The sequence below is a fragment of the Arthrobacter sp. STN4 genome, from assembly GCF_024539665.1.
Taxonomy (GTDB): Bacteria; Actinomycetota; Actinomycetes; order Actinomycetales; family Micrococcaceae; genus Specibacter.
In genome coordinates, this window is record NZ_JAKZGX010000006.1 from 44,128 (window position 1) to 61,932 (window position 17,805).

15 protein-coding genes are annotated in these 17,805 nt (G+C 67.6%); 11 read left to right on the plus strand and 4 right to left on the minus strand.

All coding sequences use genetic code 11. From position 1 onward, the window contains the following. Window positions 1-26: 26 nt before the first annotated feature. Both MMF96_RS06530 and MMF96_RS06535 read left to right on the plus strand, forming a co-directional pair. Window positions 27-1,469 carry a glycosyltransferase 87 family protein gene (locus MMF96_RS06530; RefSeq protein ID WP_256882980.1) on the plus strand — a complete coding sequence of 481 codons (1,443 nt, stop codon included), beginning with the start codon at window positions 27-29 and terminating at the stop codon, window positions 1,467-1,469. Continuing rightward, window positions 1,462-2,913 (plus strand): phytoene desaturase family protein, encoded by a 1,452-nt coding sequence (locus MMF96_RS06535; protein WP_375141407.1) that lies wholly within the window; start codon window positions 1,462-1,464, stop codon window positions 2,911-2,913. The genes MMF96_RS06530 and MMF96_RS06535 overlap by 8 nt, the downstream gene beginning before the upstream one ends. Window positions 2,914-2,922: 9 nt before the next feature. Here the strand turns inward: MMF96_RS06535 and MMF96_RS06540 are convergent, their stop codons facing one another. After that, window positions 2,923-3,537, minus strand: a complete 615-nt coding sequence (locus tag MMF96_RS06540; RefSeq protein WP_256882981.1) for an NAD(P)-dependent oxidoreductase — start codon at window positions 3,535-3,537, stop codon at window positions 2,923-2,925. Between the two features lie 99 nt (window positions 3,538-3,636). On the opposite strand from MMF96_RS06540, the gene MMF96_RS06545 reads away from it, so the two are divergent. Next, window positions 3,637-4,062: a helix-turn-helix domain-containing protein gene (locus MMF96_RS06545; RefSeq protein WP_256882982.1), complete on the plus strand. Its 426-nt coding sequence runs from the start codon at window positions 3,637-3,639 to the stop codon at window positions 4,060-4,062. A gap of 4 nt (window positions 4,063-4,066) precedes the next feature. Further along, a complete protein-coding gene (locus MMF96_RS06550; RefSeq protein ID WP_256127903.1) occupies window positions 4,067-5,110 on the plus strand; it encodes a LacI family DNA-binding transcriptional regulator in 1,044 nt (347 codons plus the stop codon). 65 nt (window positions 5,111-5,175) lie between these two features. On the opposite strand, the gene mmsB is transcribed toward MMF96_RS06550, so the two are convergent. Genes mmsB through chvE form a run of 3 tightly spaced genes read right to left on the minus strand, consistent with a single transcriptional unit; the run spans window position 5,176 to window position 9,032 of the window. Continuing rightward, entirely contained in the window at window positions 5,176-6,363 is a 1,188-nt protein-coding gene (gene mmsB / locus MMF96_RS06555; protein ID WP_256882983.1) for a multiple monosaccharide ABC transporter permease, read from the minus strand. Then, window positions 6,360-7,880: a multiple monosaccharide ABC transporter ATP-binding protein gene (gene mmsA, locus MMF96_RS06560; RefSeq protein WP_218063120.1), complete on the minus strand. Its 1,521-nt coding sequence runs from the start codon at window positions 7,878-7,880 to the stop codon at window positions 6,360-6,362. Before mmsA ends, mmsB begins: the two co-directional genes overlap by 4 nt. Window positions 7,881-7,910: 30 nt before the next feature. Next, a complete protein-coding gene (gene chvE / locus MMF96_RS06565) occupies window positions 7,911-9,032 on the minus strand; it encodes a multiple monosaccharide ABC transporter substrate-binding protein (protein ID WP_256882984.1) in 1,122 nt (373 codons plus the stop codon). Window positions 9,033-9,290: 258 nt separating this feature from the next. Here chvE and araB point away from each other — a divergent pair, with 258 nt between their 5' ends. The 7 genes from araB (at window position 9,291) to MMF96_RS06600 (ending at window position 17,804) form a co-directional block, all read left to right on the plus strand. Beyond that, on the plus strand, window positions 9,291-11,012 hold the full coding sequence (gene araB, locus MMF96_RS06570; protein ID WP_256882985.1) for a ribulokinase: 1,722 nt from the start codon (window positions 9,291-9,293) through the stop codon (window positions 11,010-11,012). Continuing rightward, entirely contained in the window at window positions 11,009-11,689 is a 681-nt protein-coding gene (locus MMF96_RS06575; protein ID WP_256882986.1) for an L-ribulose-5-phosphate 4-epimerase, read from the plus strand. Before araB ends, MMF96_RS06575 begins: the two co-directional genes overlap by 4 nt. A 22-nt stretch (window positions 11,690-11,711) precedes the next feature. Beyond that, window positions 11,712-13,235 carry an L-arabinose isomerase gene (gene araA, locus MMF96_RS06580; protein WP_256882987.1) on the plus strand — a complete coding sequence of 508 codons (1,524 nt, stop codon included), beginning with the start codon at window positions 11,712-11,714 and terminating at the stop codon, window positions 13,233-13,235. Next, window positions 13,232-14,134: an aldose 1-epimerase family protein gene (locus tag MMF96_RS06585; RefSeq protein ID WP_256882988.1), complete on the plus strand. Its 903-nt coding sequence runs from the start codon at window positions 13,232-13,234 to the stop codon at window positions 14,132-14,134. Before araA ends, MMF96_RS06585 begins: the two co-directional genes overlap by 4 nt. Before the next feature lie 75 nt (window positions 14,135-14,209). After that, window positions 14,210-15,229 carry a LacI family DNA-binding transcriptional regulator gene (locus tag MMF96_RS06590; protein WP_256882989.1) on the plus strand — a complete coding sequence of 340 codons (1,020 nt, stop codon included), beginning with the start codon at window positions 14,210-14,212 and terminating at the stop codon, window positions 15,227-15,229. Window positions 15,230-15,468: 239 nt separating this feature from the next. Next, window positions 15,469-16,806, plus strand: coding sequence for an extracellular solute-binding protein (locus tag MMF96_RS06595; RefSeq protein WP_256882990.1), 1,338 nt, complete (start codon window positions 15,469-15,471; stop codon window positions 16,804-16,806). A 65-nt stretch (window positions 16,807-16,871) separates the two neighbouring features. Continuing rightward, window positions 16,872-17,804: a carbohydrate ABC transporter permease gene (locus MMF96_RS06600; RefSeq protein WP_256882991.1), complete on the plus strand. Its 933-nt coding sequence runs from the start codon at window positions 16,872-16,874 to the stop codon at window positions 17,802-17,804. Window position 17,805: the final 1 nt, after the last annotated feature.

Sequence of the window (17,805 nt, forward strand, 5' to 3'; positions counted from 1 at the left end):
CTCCCGCCAGCCGGTAGGCTCATGCCATGGCGGATTCCCAGGCGCCGGGGCGCCAGCGCCGGCACGGCACAGTTGTTCCCTCCCGCAGCGACCCGCTCCTGCGCTCCATGACCGAAGTGGTCGGCGGGCCGCTGGGCCGGCGCACCGCGCCGGGGCGCACCAACCCGGGATTCTTTACCGTCGAACGCGTCCTGGTCCTGATGGCCGCCGTTTCAGCCCTGCTTGCGGTCGTGTCCAAGGGGCACTGCCGCCAGGCCGGCTGGACCACGCCGGACCAATATTCCACGGTGTGCTGGTCCGAGTTCCCGAATTCCCTGGGGTCCCACGGCCTGGCGCACCTCTTTCCCTTTTTCACGCCCGGCGCCACCTTCGACCAGCCGCCGCTGACGGCCTTCATCGCCGGCGCCACCGCCTGGCTGACCGGCGGCGTGGCCGGGGCGGCCCGGCCACTTGCCTTCTTTGACATCAACGCTGCGCTCATTGCCGCCGTCTGGATTTTTACGGTGGTGGTGGCCGCCCGCACGGCCGGGCGGCGCCCCTGGGACGCCGCGGTCATCGCTGCCAGCCCGCTGCTGTGGCTGGCGGCGTACGTGAGCTGGGACTTTTGGGCTGCCGCCCTCGTGGGACTGGGCCTCTACCTGTTTGCACGGCGGCGGTCCGTCTGGGCCGGCTTTGTCCTGGGCCTGGCCGCCATGGCAGCGCCCTACGCCATCCTGGTCCTGCTCGCCCTGGTGGTGCTGGGGGTGCGCAACCGCCAGGCCACCGCGCTGCTGGAGACCCTCGCCGCGGGCGCCGTGGGCTGGCTGCTGGTCCTGGCCCCCGTCATGGTGTCCGACCCGTCCGGGTGGGGCGCCTACACGGCCTCAGCGCTGACCGGCCCCGCCTCGCCGTCGTCACTTTATGGCGGCTGGAACCTGATCGCCGCCCGCATGGGGCTGCCGCCCCTGGGGGACGACGCCGTCAACGTGCTGGCGGCCGTCCTCGTGGCGCTGCTGGTCCTGGCGGTCGCGGCGGTGGGACTCTACGCCCCGCGGCGCCCCAGGGTGTCCCAGCTGGCCGCCGCCGCCGTTGCGGGGTTCCTGGTGGTGGACAAGTTCACCGAGCCGTGGCACGCGGTGTGGCTGCTGCCGCTGCTGGCGCTCGCGCTGCCCCGCTGGCGGCCGGTGCTTCTGTGGCAGGCCGCAGCCGTCTGCCACTTCATTGCCCTGCTGCTCTTCCAAGGCAAGGTCCTGGGCGGGATCAGCGACCAGCATGCCATCGACATGCCGTACTTTGTGCTTGCCGCGGCGCTGGCCGGGGCGGCGAACTGCGTGGTGGCGGGGCTGCTGGTCCGGGACATGTGGCACCCGCGGCATGATGTGGTCCGCCGCGGTGGCGTCGACGACCCGCAAGGCGGGATCCTCCTGGACGCGGCCCTCCCCGACGCGGCCCTCCCCGACCCGCCGCCGAAGGAGCCTGCCCGTGGTTGACGTAGCTGTGGTGGGTTCGGGCCCCAACGGCCTGGCCGCCGCCGTCACGATGGCGCGCGCGGGGCTCTCCGTGACGGTCTTCGAGGCCGCCCACACCTGGGGCGGGGGGGCGCGCACGGCCGAACTGACGCTGCCCGGCTTCAGCCATGACGTCTGCTCCGCAGTCCACCCCATGGCACTCGCCTCCCCGTTCTTCCGGGCCTTTGGGCTGGAGCGCCGCATAGAACTGCTGGTGCCGGAGATCTCCTACGGCCACCCGCTCGACGGCGGACGCGCGGGGCTGGCCTACCGGGACCTGGAGCGCACCGTGGCCTCCCTGGGTGCGGACGGACCTGCCTGGCGCCGGCTCATGGAACCCCTGGTGCAAAGGCTCGACGGCGTCATTGACGTCAGCCTGCACGGGCTGGTCAGGGTTCCCCGGGACCCGCCGGCCGCCATGCGCCTGGCACTCGCCACCCTGGAACAGGGGACGCGGGCCTGGCGGATGCGGTTTCGTGAAGAGGTGGCACCGGCCCTGCTGACAGGGGCTGCCGCCCACGCGATCGGCCGGCTTCCCAGCCTGGCCGGTGCCGGTGCCGGGCTGGTGCTTGCCGCGCTGGGGCACGCCGGCGGCTGGCCCGTGCCCCGGGGCGGTTCGCAGGCCATTGCCGACGCACTCGTTGCCGATCTCAGGGCGCACGGCGGGCACGTGGCGGTGGACAGGCCGGTGGCGGACCTTGCGGCCCTTCGCGCCGAAACAGGGGCCAGGGCGGTCATCTGCAACCTCACGCCCCGGTCCCTGGCATCGTTGGCGGCCGATGAATTGCCCATCCGATATATACGTAAACTGGAATCCTTCCGCTACGGGCCCGGCGTGTGCAAGGTGGACTTTGCCTTGTCCGGACCCGTCCCGTGGAGCAATGCCGCCTTGGCCGGTGCACCGACGGTCCACCTGGGCGGCACGCGCGCGGAGATGGCCCGGGCGGAAAACCAGGTCCTCGCCGGCGGCCACCCGGAGCGCCCCTACGTGCTGGTGGCCCAGCCCGGAACGGTGGACCCCACCAGGGCGCCGGCGGGAGCGCACACGCTGTGGGCCTACACGCACGTGCCCGCCGGTTCCACGCTGGGGCGTGCCGAGGCCGTCACGGCCCAGCTGGAGCGGTTTGCCCCCGGCTTCAGCGACCTGGTGCTGGCCGTCCACACAACCACGGCCGCGGACCTTGAGGCATACAACCCCAATTGCATTGGAGGGGACATCAGCTCCGGTGCCGTCACGATGGCCCAGCTGCTGCGCAGGCCGGTTGTGGCGCCCGAGCCCTGGAGGACCCCGGCACCGGGTGTGTATCTGGCGTCCGCGTCCACGGCCCCCGGGCCCGCCGTGCATGGCATGGCGGGCTGGCTGGCCGCGCGCTCAGCACTCCGGCACAGTTTTTCGCTGCCCGCCCCGGACTTGTCGCCGCGGTGAGCCGCCGGGTCAGTTGGCGGCGGTGAAACGCTGGCGGACGTGTTTGGGCGTCTCAAGCTCGTCCAGCATGGCAAGGGCGAAGTCCTGCGTGGAGATGGTCCCGCCCGCCGGCGAGTCGGTGCCCACGACATAGCTGCCGGTCCGCTCGCCCGGCGCGATCTCCGGTGCCGGGGCCATGACGGTCCAGTTGACGTCTTCCGGCAGGGCCTTGATTGCCTCCAGTGCCGTGGCGGCCGTCAGGGCCTCGGCCCGGTAGGCCTCGGGGAAATCAGGCAGGTCCAGCAGGCGCTTGCCGTCCATCAGCAGGGTCCCGGCCCCGCCCACCACCATGGTGCGCGTGCTGCCCACATTGGCCATGGCCGTGGCCGTTGCGTCGAGCCACAGCTGGTGGTCGGCGCCCGTGCGGCTCGGGCCGGTGGCGAGGACCACGGCGTCGTTCGTCTTCGCGACGGCGGCGACAGCCCCGGCGTCGGCCTGGTCTGCGGCGAGGGGGGTGGCGGAGGGGACCCCGGGCACGGGGCCGCCCGAGCGGGAGATGGCCGTGACTTCGTGGCCGCGCCGCACTGCCTCCGCGGCGATCTGCGAGCCAACCATTCCGGTGGCGCCAAATATTGCAATCTTCATGGAGTGCTCCTTCGGGAAACGCTGTTGGTGTCCGGCGTGGACTGATGAAACAATAGTATTCAAAAGAAACTGCTGTCTTCAACGAAACTGGGTTACCCCATGGATACCAAACAGGACGCCTTCGTCGGCAATGTCTTGGACCCGGCCTGTCCGTCGCGCATGGTTTTTGCACGGATTGGCGACAAATGGGCCTCGCTGGTCATCCAGGTGCTCGCCGACGGCCCGTTGCGGTTCTCGGAACTGCGCCAGCGCGTGCAGGTGGTGACGCCGAAGGTGCTCACGCAGGTGCTCCGTTCGCTGGAACGGGACGGACTGCTCACGCGCACCGTCTTCGCCCAGGTGCCGCCGCGCGTGGACTATGAACTGACGGCGCTGGGCCGAACCCTGCTCGGCCCGCTCGCCGTCCTGCGGGAGTGGGCCGAGCACAATGTGTCCGCCATGCTGGCGGCCAGGGACGACTATGACGAGCGGGAAGACGCCGCTGCCCTCGTGCAGCCCGGCCGCCCGGCCGGACGGGTAGGCTAAAAACATGCAGCCCACGTCCAGCGGCCGGCGGCGCGCGCCCGTCATGGAGGACGTGGCCGAGCGTGCCGGCGTCTCCCACCAGACTGTCTCCCGCGTTCTCAACCAAAGCCCGAATGTCAGCGAAAAAACCCGTGAGAAGGTCAACCGGGCCATCGCAGAACTTGGCTACCGACGGAACACTGCGGCACGGTCGCTGGTGACCCGCCGGTCCCAGACCATTGGCCTGCTGGCCAGCGAAATGAGCGAATACGGCCCCTCCAACACCCTTCTGGCCGTCCAGCAGGCGGCGCGGGATGCCGGCTATTATGTCAGCATCGCCGGCATCCGTGAAGTCACCCCGGCCACCATTGCGGATGCCCTGGCCCGCTTCCTTGACCAGGGCGTGGACGGGCTCGTGGTTCAGGTCCCGCACGCCGGCATCCTCGAAACGCTCCACGAACTGGATCTCGGCGTCCCGGTGGTGGCCATCGGCGCGGCCGGCATGAACGGCTGCAGCGGCGCCATGGTGGACCAGGAGGCGGGCGCCCGAAGCGCTGTGCAGCACCTCGTGGACCTCGGGCACAGCAGGATCGCTCATCTGGCGGGGCCGGACGGCTGGATCGACTCCATCGCCCGCGTGGCGGGCTGGCACGGTGTGCTCAGCGCCGCCGGGCTGCCCGACGGGCCCCTCATGGCCGGCGACTGGACGGCCGCATCCGGGTACAGCGCCGGCCTCGAACTGGCCAAGGACCGCACCGTCACGGCCGTGTTTGCGGGGAACGACCAAATGGCCCTGGGCCTGCTGAGGGCCCTGGCTGAAGCCGGGGTCCGCGTTCCGGGGGACGTGTCCGTGGTGGGTTTCGACGACCTGCCCGAGGGCGCCTACCTGGTTCCGCCCCTGACCACGGTCCGCCAGGGGTTCGAAGAACTTGGCAGGCGCTGCATCGACGCCTTGCTGGCGCGAATTGTCGACGGTGAAGGCGCCCGCACCGAGGTGGTGGCGCCCGTCCTGGTGGTGCGCGACTCCACCGCCCCCCGCGCTTATGGCGGGGCCGCCCACCCTGGGTGAGGGCCCGGCGTCGACCTTAAACGCCAATGCGGCCCCGCCTCAAGGGCGGGGCCGCATCCGTGTGCCTACTTGGTGGCGGCCTTGGCCCGCCGCTTGTTGAATACGTCAAAGGCCACTGCAGCCAGCAGCACCAGGCCCTTGATCAGCTGCTGGTATTCCGTCCCGACGCCCAGGATGGACATGCCATTGTTCAGGATGCCGATGATCAGGCCGCCGATGATGGCGCCGACCACGGTGCCGATGCCGCCGGTGACTGCCGCGCCGCCGATGAAGACGGCCGCGATGGCGTCCAGTTCAAAGCCGTCGCCCGCCTTGGGGTTGGCCAGGTTCAGCTGGGCCGTGAACACCAGCCCGGCCAGGGCGGAGAGCACGCCCATGTTGATGAACAAGGTGAAGGAAACGCGCCTGGTGTTCACGCCGGAGAGCTCGGCAGCGTGGGCGTTGCCGCCGATCGCATAGATATGCCGGCCCCAGACAGAGTTGGCCATGACGGCGGAATAGCCCACCATCAGCACACCCATGACAATGAGGACAATGGGCGTGCCGCGGTAGCTGGCCAGCAGGTAGGTGATGAGCAGGACCAGGGCCGAGGTGAAGACCAGCTTGAGCAGGAACCATGGGAACGGCTCGTCCTCCAGGAAGTGCTTCCTGCGGCTGGCACGGCCCCTGATGTCCGCGTAGACCATGGCGGCCGTCGCCAGGACGCCGATGATGACTGTCAGGGGCTCCAGGAGTGACGTGCCGCCGCCCAGGTCGGGAAGAAAGCCGCTGCCCAGCGCACGGAATTCGTCCGGGAAAGGCGAAATTTGCTGGTTCTGCAGGGCTATCTGGGTCAGGCCGCGGAACGTGAGCATGCCGGCCAGGGTGACAATGAAGGACGGGATGCCGAAGTAGGCAATCCAAAAGCCCTGCCACATGCCCACCACGGCGCCAAGGATCAGGCAGGCGATGATGGCCAGCCACCAGGGCATGTGCCATTGGGTGATCATCACCCCGGCCATGGCACCGACAAACGCGACGACGGATCCGACGGAAAGGTCGATGTGCCCGGCAATGATGACCATGACCATGCCGACGGCCAGGATCAGGATGTAGCTGTTTTGCACGATCAGGTTTGAGACGTTGATGGGCGCGAGCGTGATGCCGTTGGTGGTGATCTGGAAGAAGATGATGATCACAATCAGGGCGATGAAGAGCCCGATCTGGCGGAGCTGGCCCGTCAGGTACTGCAGGGCGGAGCTAAGTGCAGTCATTCTGCGTCCTGGTCCTTTGCTTGGGTCATGAACTGCATGAGATGCTCGGCGGTGGCGGACTCTCGCGGGACGTCGGCCGTGATGCGGCCCTCCGCCAGCGTGTAGATCCGGTCGCAGATGCCCAGCAGTTCGGGCAGTTCTGAGGAAATGACGACGATGCCTTTGCCTTCGTCGGCGAGCTTGTTGATGATGGTGTAAATCTCGTACTTGGCGCCGACGTCGATGCCGCGCGTGGGCTCATCGAGGATCAGGACGTCCGGGTCGGCGAACATCCACTTCGAAAGCACCACCTTTTGCTGGTTTCCGCCGGAAAGCTTGCCCGTGACGGCAGCCACGTTGGGGGCCTTGATGTTCATGCTCTTGCGGAAACCGTCCGCCACCAGGCGCTCCCGGTTGCCGTCCACCCAGCCCCAGCGCGAGAGTTTTTGCAGGGCGGCGCCGGAAACGTTGCGCATGATGTTGTCCAGCAGGTTCAGCCCGTAGCGCTTGCGGTCCTCCGTGGCGTAGGCGATGCCGTGCCTGATGGCGGCGGCCACGGAGTTGGTCTGGATTTCAACGCCCTCCTTGTAGACGCGGCCGCTGATCTTGGCGCCGTAGCTGTGCCCGAAGATGCTCATGGCCAGCTCCGTCCGGCCGGCGCCCATCAAGCCGGCGATGCCCACGATTTCCCCGGCATGGACGGCGAGGCTGACGCCCTTGACCACCTGCCGCGACTGGTCCACGGGGTGGTGAACGGTCCAGTCCTCAACCCGCAGCAGTTCGGCGCCGATCCTGGGCGTGTGCTCCGGATACCGGTTGTCCAGGTCGCGGCCCACCATGCCCTTGATGATGCGCTCCTCGGAAATGTCGTCGGCGTGCATGTCCAGCGTCTCGATGGTTCGGCCGTCCCGGATGATGGTCACCTTGTCCGCCACGGCCTTGATCTCGTTGAGCTTGTGGCTGATCATGATGGAGGTGATGCCCTGCTGCTGGAAGTGCTTGATGAGGTTGAGCAGGTTGGCGGAATCACCGTCGTTCAAGGCGGCGGTGGGTTCGTCCAGGATCAGCAGCTTGACCTGCTTGGAGAGCGCCTTGGCGATCTCCACGAGCTGTTGTTTGCCGACCCCCAGATCCGCGACCTTGGTGGTGGGATGGTCGTTGAGCCCCACCCTGGCCAGCAGTTTGGACGCCTCCAGGTTGGTCTTGTTCCAGTCCACGAACCCCCTGGTGGAGATCTCATTGCCCAGAAAGATGTTCTCGGCGATGGACAGGTAGGGGCTGAGGGCCAGCTCCTGGTGGATGATGACAATGCCGGCTGCCTCGGAGGACTTGATGTCCTTGAACTCGCACAGCTTGTCCTCAAAGTAGATGTCGCCGTCAAAGCTGCCGGAGGGGTAGACGCCGGAGAGCACCTTCATGAGGGTTGATTTTCCTGCGCCGTTCTCACCGCAGATGGCGTGGACCTGGCCGCGCTGGACCTCCAGGGAAACGTCCTGCAGGGCCTTGACCCCAGGGAACGTCTTGGTGATAGTGCGCATGTCAAGGATCGTCGATGTCACGCCGGCCGCCTACTTGAGGTCTGCGGCCGTGTAGTAGCCGCTGTCAACAAGCTCCTTGCTGTAGTTGTCCTTGGTGACGACCACGGGCTGGAGCAGGAAGGTCGGGACAACCTTGACCTTGTTGTTGTAGCTGGTGGTGTCGTTGACCTCCGGGGTCCTGCCCTTGAGCAGGTCGTCCGCCATGGCCACGGCCTGGTCGCCGAGCTTGCGGGTGTCCTTGTAGATCGTGGAGTACTGCTGGCCGGCAATGATGGACTTCACCGACGCGGCCTCGGCGTCCTGGCCGGTGATGATGGGCAGGGCGTTGCTCGCATAGCCGGCGGACTGCAGTGCGGAGATGATGCCGATGGACAGGCCGTCATACGGGGAGAGGATGCCGTCAACCTTGGCCCCGGAAGAATACGTGCTCGCGATCAGGTTCTGCATGCGCTTCTGGGCCGTGGCCGGGTCCCAGCGCAGGGTCGCGATCTGCGTGAAGCCGGTCTGGCCGCTCTTGACCACCAGGGTGCCGTTGTCGATGTACTTCTTCAGCGTCTTCATGGCGCCGTTGTAGAAGAAGGTGGCATTGTTGTCATCCGGGCTCCCGGCGAAGAGTTCAATGTTGAACGGGCCCTTCCTGCCGGTTTCCTTCCCTGCCTTGTCCAGGATGCCCAGGCCCGTCAGCAGCGAGGTGGCCTGTTCGACGCCGACCTTCTCGTTGTCGAAGGTGGTGTAGTAGTCAACGTTCTTGTTGCCGTTGATCAGCCGGTCGTACGCAATGACCTTGATGCCGGCCTTGGCGGCGTTGTCGAGCTGGTCGCTCAGGGCCGTGCCGTCGATCGAGGCAATGATGAGGACCTTCGCGCCCTTGGTGATCATGTTGCTCACCTGCTGGACCTGCTGGGGGATCTTGTCGTCGCCGTACTCAAGGTCGGTCTTGTAGCCAAGCTTCTCCAGCGATGCCTTGATGGCGTCGCCGTCCTTGATCCAGCGTTCGGAGGTCTTGGTGGGCATCGCGATGCCGATCAGGGCCCCGCTGTTGTCCGCCGTTCCGGCGCCCGCCGCGGCATCGCCGCCGCGTGTTCCACAGCCGGTGGCACCGAGTGCCAGGCCCAGGGCCACGGCCCCCACAATCAAGCTCTTGAATTTCATGGGTGGTTCCTTCTTGTCGTATGGGGTCGGGGTCCCGGGCCCCGTGGTCGCCGGGGAGTCCGGGGAAGAATCCCAAAATGGGCCGTGGCAGCCAACCGTTCCGATTGTGAGCGCTAACACGTGGGCTAAAGTGTAATCCCTCACATGCCGTGGATGTCAAGTGGCAGACGAAGCGGCACGCGGCGGTTGACACGATCAATTGTTAGCGCTCACAATGAAGACCGTCCCAAACCCCTGCAATCGTTCCGAGAGGCAGCCATGACCAACGTTCCACTCCCGCCCGCACACTACGTGGTGGGCGTCGACTTCGGAACCCTGTCCGGCCGTGCCGTGGTGGTCCGCGTCCACGACGGCGCCGAGGTCGGCAGCGGGACCTTTGACTACCCGCATGCCGTGCTGGCGGACGCGCTCCCCGGCTCCCGTGTCCCGCTGGGCATCGACTGGGCACTGCAGGTTCCGGACGACTACCGGCAGGTGCTCCGGCATGCAGTACCCGCCGCACTCCGCGACGCCGGGATCGACCCGGCCGACGTCGTCGGGATCGGCACGGACTTCACGGCCTGCACCATGGTCCCCACGCTGGCCGACGGCACGCCGTTGAATGAAGTCCCCGCCTATGCGGACCGCCCTCACGCCTATGTGAAGCTGTGGCGCCACCACGCCGCCCAGCCGCAGGCGGACCGGATCAACCGGCTGGCCGCAGGGCGCGGCGAAGGCTGGCTGGCGCGTTACGGGGGGCTGGTTTCCTCCGAGTGGGAGTTCGCCAAGGGCCTGCAGCTGCTCGAGGAGGACCCCGAGCTCTATGCGGCCATGGACCACTGGGTGGAAGCGGCGGACTGGATCGTCTGGCAGCTGACCGGCCGCTATGTCCGCAATGCCTGCACCGCCGGGTACAAGGGCATGTACCAGGACGGGCAGTACCCGTCCGCGGACTTCCTGGCCGCTCTCAACCCCGCCTTTGCCGGCTTTGTGGCCGAGAAGGTGGAGCACCGGATCGGCCGCCTCGGCGAGGCCGCGGGCACACTCAGTGCCGAAGCCGCTGCCTGGACCGGGCTGCCCGAAGGCATCGCCGTGGCCGTGGGCAACGTGGACGCCCACGTGACCGCCCCGGCGGCCCGCGCAGTGGCCCCCGGTGTGATGACGGCCATCATGGGCACCTCCACGTGCCACGTCATGAACGGCGCCGGCCTGCGTGAGGTCCCGGGCATGTGCGGCGCCGTCGACGGCGGCATCCTCGACGGACTGTGGGGCTATGAGGCCGGCCAGTCCGGCGTCGGCGACATCTTCGGCTGGTTTGTGAACAACGGCGTGCCGCCGCGGTACCACGACGACGCCGCGGCGCGCGGTCTTGGCCTGCACGAGCACCTCACGGAATTGGCCGCAGAACAGGCAATCGGCCAGCACGGGCTGATCGCCCTGGACTGGCACAGCGGCAACCGCTCCGTGCTGGTGGACCACGAACTGTCGGGGCTGGTCGTGGGCCAGACGCTGGCCACGAAGCCGGAGGACACGTACCGTGCCCTGCTGGAGGCCACGGCCTTCGGCACCCGCACCATCATCGAGGCGTTCAACGCCTCGGGCGTGCCCGTGACCGGGTTTGTTGCCGCGGGCGGACTGCCCAAAAACCGGCTTTTGATGCAGATCTACGCGGACGTGACCGGCCTGCCGGTGCAGACCATCGGATCAACCCAGGCGCCGGCGCTGGGATCGGCCATCCACGCCGCCGTCGCGGCGGGGGCCTACCCCGATGTCCAGTCGGCAGCCGACGCCATGGGTGCCACGCCGGCCGACGTTTACCAGCCGATCGCCGAAAACGTGGCTGCCTATGACGGGCTGTTTACCGAATACACCGCCTTGCACGACTACTTTGGCCGCGGCACCAACCGTGTCATGCACCGCCTCAAGGCCATCCAGCGCCGGGTTTCCGGCCCGGGTGCCGCGGCCCCGGCGGCAGCCACTGGAGCGGCGGTGCCGGCATGAGCCCACGCAGTCAAACAGTGGCCGCCGTCCGGGCCGAAGTCTGCGCCCTGCATGCCGAGCTGGTGCGCTACGGCCTGGTGGTGTGGACGGCCGGGAACGTCTCCGCCCGGGTTCCGGGGGAGGAGCTGATGGTCATCAAGCCTTCGGGCCTGGCCTATACGGAGCTGACCCCGGAATCCATGGTCGTCACCGACCTTTTCGGGACCCCTGTGGCAGGGGACTGGGGCAACCCCACGCTCGCCCCGTCGTCGGACACGGCGGCGCACGCCTACGTCTACCGGCACATGCCGGAGGTGGGCGGGGTGGTGCACACACACTCCACCTATGCCACGGCGTGGGCGGCCCGTGGGGAGACGGTTCCGTGCGTGCTGACCATGATGGGCGATGAATTTGGCGGCGACATCCCCGTGGGTCCGTTTGCGCTGATCGGGGACGATTCCATCGGCCGGGGGATTGTCGAGACGCTGCGGGGGTCGAAATCGCCCGCCGTGCTGATGAAAAACCACGGCCCGTTCACCATCGGCGTCGATGCCCGCGCCGCGGTCAAGGCCGCTGCCATGTGCGAGGAGGTCGCCAAGACCGTGCACGTCTCGCGCCAGCTCGGCGAGCCCCTGCCCATTGACGCGGGGCTCATCGCGGCCCTGCACCACCGCTACCAGAATGTCTACGGCCAATAGCCCCTTCAGCCTTAAGGAAATCATGACGAAGAATCCCGCAGCGTCGCTCTCCCTGGAACAGTACGAAGTCTGGTTCCTGACCGGCAGCCAGCACCTTTACGGCGAGGAGGTGCTGGCACAGGTGGCCTCGCAGTCCCGGGAAATCGCGGACGCGCTCACTGCCTCCGGCGTCCCCGTGAAGCTGGTTTGGAAGCCGGTCCTGACTGATTCGGACGCGATCCGCCGCACCGCCCTGGAAGCGAATTCCGCTGACAACGTGATCGGCGTGACCGCCTGGATGCACACCTTCTCCCCGGCCAAGATGTGGATCCAGGGCCTGGACGCGCTCCGCAAGCCGTTGCTGCACCTGCACACGCAGGCCAATGTGGAGCTGCCCTGGGCGGACATTGACTTTGACTTCATGAACCTGAACCAGGCCGCACACGGCGACCGGGAATTCGGGTACATCCAGGCCCGGCTGGGCATCCCGCGCAAAACCGTGGTGGGGCATGTTTCCAGTCCCGCGGTGCAGCGGCAGGTCGCCGTCTGGCAGCGCGCCGCTGCCGGCTGGGCCGCCGTCCGCGGGCTGAAGCTGACCCGCTTTGGCGACAACATGCGCAACGTGGCGGTCACGGAAGGCGACAAGACCGAGGCCGAGCTGCGCCTGGGGGTCTCCGTGAACACGTGGAGTGTCAACGAGCTGGCCGACGCCGTCCATGCGGCCCCGGAGGCCGGTGTCGACGCGCTGGTGGCCGAGTACCAAGAGCTCTACGACGTGGCCGAAGAGCTGCGGCCCGGCGCGCGCCGGCACGACTCGCTGCGCTACGGTGCCCGGATTGAACTGGGCCTGCGCTCCTTCCTGGAGGCGAACGGCTCGGCCGCGTTTACGACGTCGTTCGAGGACCTGGGTGCGCTGCGCCAGCTTCCCGGGCTGGCCGTGCAGCGGCTCATGGCCGACGGCTACGGCTTTGGCGCCGAAGGCGACTGGAAGACGGCCATCCTGGTCCGCGCCGCGAAGGTCATGGGCGCGGGCCTGCCGGGCGGGGCCTCCCTGATGGAGGACTACACCTATCATTTGGTGCCGGGGGCCGAGCGGATCCTGGGGGCGCACATGCTGGAGGTCTGCCCCTCGCTGACCACCTCCAAGGCCCGCCTGGAGATCCACCCGCTGGGCATCGGCGGCAAGGAGGACCCCGTCCGCCTGGTTTTTGACACGGATCCGGGCGACGGCGTGGTGGTGGCCCTCTCCGACATGCGCGACCGTTTCCGCCTGGTCGCCAATGCCGTCGAGGTGGTGCCGTTGGAGCAGCCGCTGCCGAACCTCCCCGTGGCCCGTGCCCTGTGGTCCCCGAAGCCGGACTTCGCCACCTCGGCCGCCGCCTGGCTGACGGCCGGCGCGGCCCACCACACGGTGCTGTCCACGCAGCTTGGCGTCGAGGCGTTTGAGGACTTTGCCGAGATGGCCCGGACGGAACTGCTGGCCATTGACGACGCCACCACGCTGCGCGGTTTCAAGAAGGAAATCCAATGGAACCAGGCGTACTACAAGCTGGCTGGCGGACTGTGAATGGATCCGGCTACCTGATCACGTCCGGCGGCTACACGGCCCGGATCGTGCCGCGGGGCGCCGCACTGTGCGAGCTCCGGCACCGGGGCCGGGACCTGGTGGTCCCGTTCGCCCCCGGCGCCCCCGTCCCTGACTTCCGCGGCATCATCGCCGCCCCGTGGCCAAACCGGGTGGCGGACGGCACCTACCGTTGGGACGGCGCCGGCTACCGCCTGCCCCTCAACGAGCCCGGGCGCGGAACGGCCCTGCACGGGCTGGTCCACGACGTTGAGTGGGCCCTGGAGACGCACGACGACGACCGGCTTGCCCTCCGCTGTTCCGTGGCGCCCTCGGAGGGGTACCCCTCCGCGCTGGAGGTCCGGGCCGGGTACGTGCTGGATGCCGACGGACTGCACTGCACGGTCACGGCCATTAACGTTGGCGCGGCGGCCGCACCTTACGGAGTGTGCCCGCACCCGTACCTGGTGGCGGGAGACGCGCCGCTGGACGAATGGACGCTCTCCCTGCCGGCGTCGTCCTTCCTGGCCGTGACGGCCGACCGGCTGCTGCCGCTCGGGCTGGAATCCGTGGCAGGGCACGAATTCGATTTCCGCGAGCCGCGTGCCATCGGCGCCACGCAGATTGACCACGCCTTCACCAACATGGCCGCCGACGTTTCCGGTGCGTCGCGGCTGCTGCTCAGCGACCCCTCCGGCACGTACGTGGGGGTGCAGTGGGATGGGGCCTGCCCGTGGCTGCAAATCCACACGGCGGACAAGCCGGCCGGGCAGCCCGGCCGCCGGGGCCTGGCCGTGGAGCCCATGACCTGCCCGCCGGATGCCTTCAATTCGGGCACGGACCTCATCCGGTTGGAACCGGGCGGGATGCATACGGCAGGCTGGAGCATTTTCGGCGGGTGAGCCGGCGTACCTTTCATCTTGTAGCATCGGAAGCCAAAGTCATTGGTGTGCTGCCATGGATGAAGTGAGGGACGTATGCGGGCCACCGTAAAGGACGTTGCCGCCCGCGCGGGGGTGTCGCCCAAGACCGTCTCCAACGTGGTCAACGGGCTGGTCCCTGTCAGTGAAGGCACCCGCGCCAGGGTGGAAGCGGCGCTCGCGGAGCTGGACTACGTGCCGAACCTGTCCGCCCGGGGCCTGCGCAACGGCCGCACCGGCGTCATTGCGCTGGCCCTGCCGGACCTCGCCACCCCCTATTCGGCCGAGCTGGCCCACCATGTGGTGGAGGTGGCCCACGGGCAGGGCTGGAACGTCCAGATCGAGGAAACCGGAAAGGACCCGCACCGGGAATTTGAACTGGTCTCCAGGGCCCGCGCCAACCTGGTCGACGGGCTGATCCTCAACCCGGTGGCACTGGATGAAAGCGCCATCCGGGTGGGTGGGAACCTGCCGCCCATGGTGCTGCTGGGTGAAGTGTCCCAGCAGCGCGTGGACCAGGTGGTGGTGGACAACATCGCCGCCGCCCGTGACATGACCCTTGCCCTGGCCGGGGGAGGACGACGCCGGATAGCCGTGTTGGGTGCCAACGGCACCAGCCGCTCGGCAACAGCCGAGGTGCGCACCCGGGGGTACCGGGACGCCCTGGCCCGGCTGGGCATCCCCGCCGACCCTGCGCTGGAAATCGCCTGCGACGAATGGACCCCCGGCGGCAGTGCCGCCGCCCTGAGGGCTTTTTTGGCCGGGCATGAATTGCCTGAGGCGCTCTTTTGTTTCACCGACTCCCTGGCCATCGGCGCGCTCAGCGTGCTGGCCAAGGCCGGCCACCGCGTGCCGGGAGACATCCTCGTGGCAGGCTTTGACGACGTGGCGGACGGGCAGTATGCCGTCCCGGCCCTGACCACGATCAGCGTGGACAAGCGGGCCATGGCCCAGAACGCAGTGCGCCTGCTCACCGAACGCATGGCCGAGCGGCGCAAGGGGCCGGTCCAGGTCGAGCTGCCGTACCGCCTGGTCATCCGGGCCAGCACGGGCCAGCTCCACGGCCCGGTGGCCTGACTTCCCTGGCCGGCCCCTTCGGGGCGGGCCGCGCTGCCTCTTGCGGCACACGCGCATTCGGAGGGGAAGAAATTTTTGTGCGCGCTCACAAATATCCCTTGCACCGCGTTTTACAACGATGTAATCTGTGTTGTGGATCACCAAATGCGGTTTCCCTTACCAACTTTCCCGGTCCGGCCACCCAAGGCCCGGCCGGTCCCCGCAAGACCACGTTTTTTGCGCGAACAAAGGAGTGAGCGATGCACCAGGCGCGTGAACAATCCAGTTCCCTTCCCTCCAGGCGGCAACTGCTGCGAGGCGGAGCCATGGCCCTGTCCGGCGTGGCCGCGGCCGGCCTGCTGTCCGGCTGCGGCGGCACGGCCTCGGCGGCCGGCGTTGAGCAGCTGCTGTTCTGGCACCTGCTTTCGGGCGGGGACGGCATCAAGATGCAGGCCATGATCGACGCCGCAAACGCCGCACAGTCCGCCTACAAGGTGACGCCCACCGTGCTGGCCTGGGGTGCTCCGTACTACACGAAGCTCGCCATGGCCTCCGCCGGTGGACGGCCCCCCGAAGTGGCCATCATGCATGCGGCCCGCATGCCCGGATATGCCCCGGGTGGCCTCCTGGACGCCTGGGACCTGGATCTGTTGGCCGGGCACGGTGTCACGAAGGACGACTTTGCCCCGCGCATTTGGGAGGGCAGCCAGCTGGATGGCAAGGTCTTTTCCATTCCCCTGGACTCCCACCCCTTCATCCTGATGTACAACACCAAGGTGGCCGGCACGGCCGGACTGCTCGGTGCGGACGGCCAGCTCGAGACAATCACCAGCGGCGACCGCTTCAAGGAAGCGGCGCTGGAAATGGGGAAGGTGACCGGCAGGCACGGCCTGTCCTACGGCTACCTCAGCGACGGCGCCCAAATGTGGCGCATGTTCTATACGTTTTACCGCCAGCACGGCGCCACCATGGAGCTGCCCCAGGGCCAAAAGGCCAAGGTGGACCGCGACGTGGCCGTGGACGTGCTCGAATACATCCACTCCCTCCTGGACGGCAGGATTGCCACGGCCAGCGGCGACGGCGGCACGGCCATCGCCGAGTTCGCCAGCCAGGGCTCCGGCATGCTGGCCAGCGGCGTATGGGAGCTGCCCACCATGCAGACGGCCAAGGTCCCCTTTGACGCCATGCCGATCCCCACACTCTTCGGCACGCCGGCCGCCTACGCGGACTCCCACGCCTTTGTCCTGCCGCACCAGAACAACCTGGATGCGAGGAAGCGGGCGGACGTGTATGCATTTGTGGCCCAAATCCTCAAGGGTTCGCTGAACTGGGCCAAGGCCGGCCACATCCCGGCCTTCCAGCCCGTGGTGCGCTCCGGGGCATACAAGGCGCTGCTGCCCCAGGCCCACTACGCCGGCGCCGCGGACATCATCAACTACGACCCCCGGGCCTGGTTCACCGGCTCCGGTTCGGATTTCCAGAACTATTTTGCCGAGAACATCCAAAACGTGTTCCTCGGGCGCACCCGGGCCAAGGACGGCTGGGATTCCTTCGTGCGCCGCCTGGACACCCTGCTGTCCATGCCGAACCCGGTATAGGCGGCGGCAATGAAAATGCAGGTCATGTTTGGGAGAGTAATTCTTGCGGCAAGGGAGCCACGGCAATGAGCACAAGCATCGAATCCTGGCAGGGCGCTTCCGCGGCGCCTGCTGAAAACCGGCACGAGTCGCGGAAACGGCGCGACAGGATCCACGGCTGGGCCTTCATGGTACCGTTTCTGGCGTTCTTCGGCCTGTTCCTCATCTGGCCCCTGATCGACGGCGCCGTCATGAGCTTCACCGGAAAGTCCCTGACCGGTGCCAACAGCTCCTTCCTGGGGCTGGCCAACTATGCCGAGGCACTCGGGGATGCCGACATGTGGCACGCACTCGGCAACACCGTGTACTTCACCGTGATCAGCACCGTTCCGCTGGTGGTGGTGGCCTTGGCCATGGCGGCGCTGGTCAACATGGGCCTGCCGGCCCAGTGGCTGTGGCGGCTGTCCTTCTTCGCCCCGTTCCTGCTGGCCTCCACCGTGGTCTCGCTGTTCTTCGTATGGATGTTCAACCCCCAGCTGGGCCTCATCAACGATGTGCTCGGCAAGGTTGGCATTGCCCCCGTCGACTGGCTGAACAACCCGGACGTGGCCATGTGGTCAATCGTTGCCGCCACCTTGTGGTGGACGGTGGGCTTCAATTTCCTGCTGTACCTGGCGGCCATGCGAAACATCCCCGCGGCCCACTATGAGGCGGCGCAGCTCGACGGTGCCGGCGGGTGGCGGCAGTTCTTTTCCATCACCCTCCCGCAGCTCAACCAGACCACGGCCATGATCGTGATCCTTCAGGTGTTGGCCTCGCTGAAAATCTTTGACCAGGTGTACCAAATGACCGGGGGAGGCCCCGGCGGTGCCACCCGTTCGATCGTCGAGTACATCTTTGAGGCCGGGTTCACCGGCTACAGGCTGGGCTATTCGGCAGCCATCTCCTACATCTTCTTTGGCCTGATCGTGGTTGTTTCGATCGCCCAGTTCGCCATCACCCGCAAGAGGAGCGCATAGG

Excerpts from the sequence above, each read along its gene's own strand:
- MMF96_RS06530 (WP_256882980.1), top strand. The coding sequence starts at position 27 with ATGGCGGATTCCCAGGCGCCGGGGCGCCAGCGCCGGCACGGCACAGTT.
- MMF96_RS06540 (WP_256882981.1), bottom strand. The coding sequence starts at position 3,537 with ATGAAGATTGCAATATTTGGCGCCACCGGAATGGTTGGCTCGCAGATC.
- MMF96_RS06545 (WP_256882982.1), top strand. The coding sequence starts at position 3,637 with ATGGATACCAAACAGGACGCCTTCGTCGGCAATGTCTTGGACCCGGCC.
- MMF96_RS06550 (WP_256127903.1), top strand. The coding sequence starts at position 4,067 with ATGCAGCCCACGTCCAGCGGCCGGCGGCGCGCGCCCGTCATGGAGGAC.
- mmsB (WP_256882983.1), bottom strand. The coding sequence starts at position 6,363 with ATGACTGCACTTAGCTCCGCCCTGCAGTACCTGACGGGCCAGCTCCGC.
- mmsA (WP_218063120.1), bottom strand. The coding sequence starts at position 7,880 with ATGCGCACTATCACCAAGACGTTCCCTGGGGTCAAGGCCCTGCAGGAC.
- chvE (WP_256882984.1), bottom strand. The coding sequence starts at position 9,032 with ATGAAATTCAAGAGCTTGATTGTGGGGGCCGTGGCCCTGGGCCTGGCA.
- araB (WP_256882985.1), top strand. The coding sequence starts at position 9,291 with ATGACCAACGTTCCACTCCCGCCCGCACACTACGTGGTGGGCGTCGAC.
- MMF96_RS06575 (WP_256882986.1), top strand. The coding sequence starts at position 11,009 with ATGAGCCCACGCAGTCAAACAGTGGCCGCCGTCCGGGCCGAAGTCTGC.
- araA (WP_256882987.1), top strand. The coding sequence starts at position 11,712 with ATGACGAAGAATCCCGCAGCGTCGCTCTCCCTGGAACAGTACGAAGTC.
- MMF96_RS06590 (WP_256882989.1), top strand. The coding sequence starts at position 14,210 with ATGCGGGCCACCGTAAAGGACGTTGCCGCCCGCGCGGGGGTGTCGCCC.
- MMF96_RS06595 (WP_256882990.1), top strand. The coding sequence starts at position 15,469 with ATGCACCAGGCGCGTGAACAATCCAGTTCCCTTCCCTCCAGGCGGCAA.
- MMF96_RS06600 (WP_256882991.1), top strand. The coding sequence starts at position 16,872 with ATGAGCACAAGCATCGAATCCTGGCAGGGCGCTTCCGCGGCGCCTGCT.